The organism is Bacteroides sp. CAG:633, assembly GCF_000435115.1.
Lineage (GTDB): Bacteria > Bacteroidota > Bacteroidia > Bacteroidales > Bacteroidaceae > Bacteroides > Bacteroides ndongoniae.
Genome location: NZ_FR882957.1, coordinates 1 through 4747 on the forward strand (window position 1 = coordinate 1; position 4747 = coordinate 4747).

General features: G+C 37.0%; 6 protein-coding genes and 1 pseudogene. 5 read left to right on the forward strand and 2 right to left on the reverse strand.

Annotated features, from left to right (window positions below; genetic code table 11):
• Positions 1-61: 61 nt before the first annotated feature.
• Together QVP67_RS00805 and QVP67_RS00810 are read right to left on the reverse strand one after the other, a co-directional pair.
• Positions 62-337 carry a Txe/YoeB family addiction module toxin gene (locus QVP67_RS00805; protein WP_022161662.1) on the reverse strand — a complete coding sequence of 92 codons (276 nt, stop codon included), beginning with the start codon at positions 335-337 and terminating at the stop codon, positions 62-64.
• Positions 325-615 carry a type II toxin-antitoxin system Phd/YefM family antitoxin gene (locus tag QVP67_RS00810; protein WP_071150472.1) on the reverse strand — a complete coding sequence of 97 codons (291 nt, stop codon included), beginning with the start codon at positions 613-615 and terminating at the stop codon, positions 325-327. Before QVP67_RS00810 ends, QVP67_RS00805 begins: the two co-directional genes overlap by 13 nt.
• A 501-nt stretch (positions 616-1116) precedes the next feature.
• On the opposite strand from QVP67_RS00810, the gene QVP67_RS00815 reads away from it, so the two are divergent.
• The 5 genes and pseudogenes from QVP67_RS00815 to QVP67_RS00835 form a co-directional block, all read left to right on the forward strand.
• Positions 1117-2358: a site-specific integrase gene (locus QVP67_RS00815; protein WP_288179755.1), complete on the forward strand. Its 1242-nt coding sequence runs from the start codon at positions 1117-1119 to the stop codon at positions 2356-2358.
• Positions 2359-2368: 10 nt separating this feature from the next.
• Complete coding sequence (locus QVP67_RS00820; protein ID WP_022161665.1) at positions 2369-2563, forward strand: AlbA family DNA-binding domain-containing protein; 195 nt, start codon at positions 2369-2371, stop codon at positions 2561-2563.
• 5 nt (positions 2564-2568) lie between these two features.
• Positions 2569-3924 (forward strand): Fic family protein, encoded by a 1356-nt coding sequence (locus QVP67_RS00825; RefSeq protein WP_022161666.1) that lies wholly within the window; start codon positions 2569-2571, stop codon positions 3922-3924.
• Positions 3921-4310 carry a hypothetical protein gene (locus QVP67_RS00830; RefSeq protein ID WP_288179756.1) on the forward strand — a complete coding sequence of 130 codons (390 nt, stop codon included), beginning with the start codon at positions 3921-3923 and terminating at the stop codon, positions 4308-4310. Before QVP67_RS00825 ends, QVP67_RS00830 begins: the two co-directional genes overlap by 4 nt.
• 245 nt (positions 4311-4555) lie before the next feature.
• Positions 4556-4747: pseudogene (locus QVP67_RS00835) on the forward strand (helix-turn-helix domain-containing protein); the annotation flags it as partial.

Below are 4747 nucleotides of genomic sequence, written 5' to 3' on the forward strand. Positions count from 1 at the left end.
GAGTCAGATACCATCACTTGGTTTTGACACCCTCTTTCTTTAATTGGAATATGTCTTGTTTCTATTTCTTTGTGTAATGATATCTCATGGAGAATATATAAACCTCTATTATATCATCATGCACGGAGTAAACAATTCTATGCTCGGCATTGATTCTTCTTGACCATTTTCCAGCCAGTTCATATTTAAGTGGTTCTGGTTTTCCTATCCCGGTATAAGGGTGTTCGGCTATATCTTCCAATAGGGTTTGAATTTTATTCAAGATAACCTTGTTGCCACTTTGCGTGAAGTATAGATATTCTTTCCGTGCCTGTTCTGACAATGTTATTCTGTACATGCTGCCCGTTTTAAGAAATCTTCTATGCTTTCACCTTCATTCTGGGATATAGAATTACCGTTTTTAATATCCTCTTCACCTTTATGTATTGCTTCCATTGTATCGGGCGACGACATAAGGTATTCTGTTTCTTTTAGCGAATTATATTCATCCAAAGAAATCATCACTACCCCTTTACCATTCCCGCGATTGATAACTACGGTATCATAATCATCAATGACTGCATCAATGTAGCTTTTCAGGTTGGCTCTTAAATCTGTGAAATTGGCTGTCCTCATAAATTCTCCTTTGTAAGTACGCAAAGATATGTACTTATTTGCGTACTTACAAATATAAATAGTTAATTATTAGATATAAAGAAAGAACACCATTTTATCCGCTGATCCATTTTATCAGATCTCCCTTTCCTCGATTAAACCGCCGCTTACAGCGATATGTCCAAAAACAAAAAAGCATCGACAATCATCAGATTATCAATGCTTTTTTACCAGTCGGGGTGACTGGATTCGAACCAGCGACCACACGCCCCCCAGAGCTATCCGTTTATTTCCTATATTTTTATATCTAATTGTTTTTCAGTATATTTGCCAACGAATAAGAAACGAAAGTATTGGTATTATTTACATCTGATTATCTATATTTATCGTACAAACGTCAGTAATCCGTCAGTAAAACAAGGTAGATAAATTATTGGTAATCTGATCGCTACATATCAATATCTTTTTAGCAAAATAAAATGTCAGTAATTTGTGTCGCTTATGAAATATGTTTCATTTAAGATGTGGATAGCCGATAAATATCACTATAAAGAAGGATATGCTATTTGGCTGGTTGTTCGCAAGAATAATAAACGGAAGGTGATGGCGTTAGGCATTTATGCAGAACCACATCAATGGAATGACAAACTTGAAATGTTTGTCACAGATAAGCGTATCCCCAAATTACATCCAGACAGAATATACCTCAACGAATGGTTAACGCAAAAGAAATCGGAGATACTTCGCATTATAGCAGATTTTGATGCTAATAAAATTGATTGGACACTAAATCAATTCGAACAAGAATTCTTTCACTACTCAAACAAAGGAAATGTAAAGGAATTCTTTGAAAATCTAATTCAAACTTATAAAGATACCAACCATATTGGCAATGCCAACTGCTATAGCAGAACACTTCATGTATTAGAACTCTTTGATGAGAAACTGCCTGAACGTGTTTTCCCTGAAATAGATATTAAATATGTAAAATCTTTTGATGTATTTTTACAAAAACGTGAATGTAAAGGGAATACTCGGAAGTTCTATTTTAAGACTTTGCGTGCAGTATTGAATAAGGCAATCCAAGATGGTGAAGCCTCAGAAACGACTTACCCATTTGGCAAGGGCGGTTTTAGCATTTCATCATTGGAAGAAGAAACGACCAAACGCTATTTGCCACATGACTCCATGTTGAAACTAAAAACAACAGTGATGGATAATGCTGTACTTGAACGGACACGAAGATTATTTCTCTTTTCATATTACTGTTATGGTATATCGTTTATAGATGCAGCATTGCTAACTAAAAAGAATATTATCCGTTATAACGGTGGAAATTATATTGTCTATAAACGGAATAAAACAAAAGAAGCTAAGAAAGTCAAACCTATTCAGATTAAGATAACTCCTGAAATCCAAGAGTTAATGGATTGGTTTTCAGCCAATACATTGTTAGCAGAAGATTACTTGCTGCCAATAGTTTCTATTGCAGGATATAAAGGAGAGCAACTTTATAATCATATTCGTAGCCGTTTTGGACGCAATAACAAGAATTTAACTAACTTAGCGAAAGCTTTGGAGATTACAGACATGAAGTTGACAAGCTACGTAAGCCGTCATACAATGGCAATGACTTTACAGGACAATCAAGTACCGAGAGAAGTTATCTCACAGATATTAGGGCACAGCGATTTGGCAACAACCAATACTTACTTGGATAGTTTTGCCAGTAGTGTAATAGACGAAGCGGTAAAAGTATTATAAACAAAACAGTATGTTACCAACAGATAAAATAAAGGACTTGCTTTTGCATGGCGAGAATAAACATGTAGAATTCAAGAAATGTACGGATAAAGTTTCAGCATCTGTGTATGAAACCGTATGCTCTTTCTTGAATGCGGAGGGAGGATATATCTTCTTAGGAGTAGATATGCTGGCACAATATTGGGAATTAACCCTAAATGTGTAACAGATATGACCAAAAGCATTATCAATACGCTGAATAATCCTGAACAATTTCTTCCTCCAATGCCAATCACACCGGAACAGGCAGAGATAGACGGTAAGATTATCTTGTATCTGAATGTACCTGAAAGTGAACAAGTGCATAGATACAAGAATCGTTTCTTTGACCGTTGGGGTGATGCGGACAATGATGTGTCAAAACATACCTATCTGGTTAAGAACATGTTCATGCGAAAAGAAAAGGAATCTTCCGAAAGCGAAGTGTTTCCCGATGTGACCTTGGAAGATATGGACGAAGAATCGTTTAAAATTATGCGCAGCCACATTTCCATCCATAACTCTAATCATCCGTGGCTAAGCATGACAAATGAAGAATTCCTGAAAAGTCTGTTTTGGGGTAAGCAACGAGGAACAAACAAGGAAGGATATAAGTTGGCTGCTATTCTCTTATTTGGTAAAGAACAAACTATTCTGAATTGTTGTCCGTGGCACCGCACAGATGCCATTTACCGCAGTATGTCTTACGAGCGTTTCTTGCATCCGCTCCCTACTGACCCTGATATTCGTTACAATGACCGGGATATGATATGCGCAAACCTAATTCAGTCATATATCCGTTTACTGAATTTTGTGCAGCGCAATATGCCAGATAAATTCCGTTTGGCAGACAACGGTATAGACCGTTTGGATTTACGGGTAATGATATTCAGAGAAGTAATCTCAAATACACTTCTACACCGTGAGTATATCAGTTCATATACCAATAAGTTTCTCATATTCCGCGACCGGGTTATAACGGAGAATTGGACGAAACCTTTCCAAACAGGGGATATAGATATAAATGATTGGCGCACCCGTACAAAGAATCCGCTAATAACAAAGGTGTTCCGTGAGATGAAATGGGCTGAGGAGCTTGGTTCGGGACAGAAAAATATTCGGAAATATGCTCCGTTATATTTTGAAAACTCTGAAATAGAGATACATAGTGGGGAAGAGTTTATCTTTTCTATTACCTATCGTGACCCTAAAGAGTTTGAACTTGCAGAAAATATGCTAACAAGTCGGGATCAAGTCGGCACTAAGTTGGCACTAAGTTGGGACCAAGTCGGCACTAAGTTAGCACTAAGTCAAAAAGAAATAAAAACTATTTTGGAAATGTGTTTGTACGAAAACACTTTGACACAGATTATCGCTTCGCTCAATTTTAGCGATAGGACGAAGTTTAAGAGAAAATATATAAACCCTTTGATTTCGGAAGAACTACTGGCTATGACCGTTCCTGACAAACCCAATAGCCGTTTTCAGAAATATTATACTACAGAAAAAGGGAAATCATTACTACTATGCCAAGACGAAAGCAATTGACATTCAAAATCAAAGACCTGAGATGTGCCCAGTATCTGATTGCGGAGTTGTCCCAACTCCCTCAGCTGGCAAACTTTGATATGACTTCTATTGAGATAAGTATTAAGGAAAACAGACCTGCCCCTAAAATCATAAAGAAGGACATAGATGTACTGATAGACCGCTTGCAACGTGGATTCTCCGCAAACAAACATACTCTTACCCAACTGAACGGAAGATATTTGGTGACAAACACTCATTTAGCCAAATGGATGAAAACCACCCCCGCATCTGTAAACAAATGGATAAAAGACGGGTTGATAAAGCCCTGCCAAGACCCACATGTATGCTTTGATTATTTTAATGTGGATGAAGTAACGAAGCAATTACGCAAGCAAAAACAATAAAATCACATTTCAATTTATCATCTATATCAAAAGTGCCATTTGATGCCATTCTGAGGACAGACGCTGCCAAACCTCTGAATGGCATTATTTGTATGTCCTCTTGTGGCAGCTAATGTCTTCTTTTGTCTTTGTTAATGCAGATATTTATTCGTTTTATAAGCTCTTCTTTTTGTTTTTCCTTTGCATCATCAACGTTGAGATAGCTGTGACGACAGCTTATTGTCTAACCCCTAAAATGTTTGATTATGGCAAATATTATTGTCGCAACAGAGGAGCAAATTCAAGAAGCTGTATTCAATGCGGTTTCAAAATTCTTTTCAGGAAATCAACAGACTATGTTCAGTTCTGATTTGCCTGATACACTAAGTATGCCCAATGCGCTGAAAGTATTGGAAGATAACGGATTCCCGACTTCAAAGGCAAAATTGTACAAAATG